The organism is Streptomyces sp. NPDC001156, assembly GCF_053598275.1.
Genome location: NZ_JBSFJX010000469.1, coordinates 1 through 2,189, shown reverse-complemented (window position 1 = coordinate 2,189; position 2,189 = coordinate 1). Strand labels below are relative to the sequence as shown.

At 69.3% G+C, this 2,189-nt stretch carries 2 protein-coding genes; both read right to left on the bottom strand.

Annotation, left to right across the window (positions count from 1 at the left end):
* Window positions 1–137 precede the first annotated feature (137 nt).
* Window positions 138–596: a MaoC family dehydratase gene (locus ACWDA7_RS52250; protein ID WP_391855553.1), complete on the bottom strand. Its 459-nt coding sequence runs from the start codon at window positions 594–596 to the stop codon at window positions 138–140.
* An 84-nt stretch (window positions 597–680) separates the two neighbouring features.
* Complete coding sequence (locus ACWDA7_RS52245) at window positions 681–1,904, bottom strand: acetyl-CoA C-acetyltransferase (protein ID WP_450615192.1); 1,224 nt, start codon at window positions 1,902–1,904, stop codon at window positions 681–683.
* Window positions 1,905–2,189: the final 285 nt, after the last annotated feature.

Here is a 2,189-nt window from a genome sequence, read left to right as displayed (position 1 = left end):
CTGCTCCGCAGGGGTCCGATTCCTCCCCGGCCTGAAGGCCGGGGAGGAATCGGAGACATTTGGTGAACGACCTTGGCGGCCAGGGAAAATCGAGGGTGTGTGGCCGCCAAGGTCGTTGTTTCTCCGGGATGGTCTCTTTACGGGTAGTAGTGCGTGAGGGACTCCGCGACGCAGGCGGGCTTGTCGGACCCTTCGAGTTCGAAGGTGAATGCGCGGTGCACCTGGACGCCGCCCCGGCTCACCTCGCGCACTTCGGTGATCTCGGCGTGCAGGCGGACCCTGCTGCCGACCGGCACGGGCGCGGGGAAACGCACCTTGTTCACACCGTAGTTGAGGGCCATGCCCACGCCGGTGACCCGCAGGAGCTCCGCCACCATGGGGATGCCCCAGCTCAGCACCATGTAGCCGTGCGCGATCGTGCGCCCGAACGGCCCTTCGGCCGCGCGCTCGACGTCGGTGTGGATCCACTGCCCGTCGCCGGAGACCGCCGCGAAGGTGTCGATGAGCTCCTGAGTGACTTCCCTCCACTCGGAGTGTCCGAGATCGCGGCCGGCCAGCTTCCCGATCTCCGTCATGCCGTTGACGGTCACTGTCACGATTGACTCCGATTTCCTTAGCTCATTGCCTCGTTGGGACGACGGTCGGCCATCGGCCGATCGGTGTGTCGGTCCGGCGGCGCGTCAGCCGGTGATGCGTTCGAACACCGCGGCCAGGCCCTGGCCCCCGCCGATGCACATCGTCTCCAGGCCGTAGCGGGTCTGCCGGCGGTGCATCTCGCGCACGAGGGTGGCGAGGATCCTGGCGCCGGTCGCCCCGACGGGGTGGCCGAGCGAGATGCCGGAGCCGTTGACGTTGATCCGCTCGTGGTCGCCGTCGGTCAGAGCCAGTACCCGCGTGCACGCCAGTACCTGGGCGGCGAACGCCTCGTTGAGCTCGATCAGGCCCATGTCGGTGAGCGAGAGCCCGGCCCTCTCCAGGGCCTTGCGGGTGGCCGGCACCGGGCCGATCCCCATGGTCTCGGCGGGCACCCCAGCGCGGGCGAAGGACACCAGTCGCACCAGCGGGGTCAGGCCCAGATGTTCGGCCGTCGCGCGGGTGGTCACCAGGCAGGCGGCCGCCGCGTCGTTCTGACCGCTGGCGTTGCCCGCGGTGACGGTCGCGTCCGGGTCGGACTTGCCCATGATCGGCCGCAGCGCCGCCAGTTGCTCCGACGTCGTGCCGGGGCGGGGGTGCTCGTCCTCGGCCACGGTGACCTCGCCCTTGCGGCTGCGGGTCGTGACGGGGACGATCTCGTCCTTGAACAACCCCGCCGCCATGGCGGTCGCGGTGCGCTGCTGGGAGCGTACCGCGAGGGCGTCCTGGTCCTCGCGTGAGATGGAGTACGTGCGGCGGAGGTTCTCCGCGGTCTCGATCATGCCGCCGGGGACGGGGTGGTTGACGCCGCCGGCGGTGGCCCGGCCGCGTGCCAGGGAGTCGTGGAGTTCGAGGCTCGGCGTCTTGATGCCCCACCGGCCGTCGTGTGTGTAGAAGGGGGCCGCGCTCATGACGTCCACCCCGCCCGCGACGACGACATCGCTGAAGCCACTGCGGATCTGCATGGCGGCGTCGAGGACGGCCTGGAGGCCGGATCCGCAACGGCGGTCGACCTGGATGCCGGTGACCGAGTCGGGCAGGCCCGCGTCGAGGGCGGCGACCCGGCCCATGGCGGGGGCGTCGGAGGTCGGGTAGGCGTGTCCGAGGATCACCTCGTCGATCCGCTCGGGGTCGATCCCGGTGCGGGCGACGATCTCGGCGATGACGAGCGCCGCGAGAGCGGCCGGCCGCTGGTTCGCGAGCGCGCCGCCGAAGCGGCCTATCGGCGTTCGCAGCGGCTCGCAGATGACGACGTCGGCTTGTGAGGACATGCGACAGCCTTTCCCTGGCGGGGAAGCTCCACGGCGGAACCGTTCCTCCCGAGCCTCGCATTCCGACACCAAGAAGATCCAATACCTGATGCACGTCAGACTCGGACGGAAATCGTCTAGATGCTCAAGGCGGGGGTTGGGAGCTGTTCGGTTTCGGATGTGCAGGAGTGTGTGTGCGTGTGCACGAGCTTGTACTGGTTCGTGGTGGTGCAGCGCGCACGGCGCATGGCGGGCACTGTCAGTGCCCGCCGATACCGTTCTTCCTGTTGCTGATCACGTGTGGGG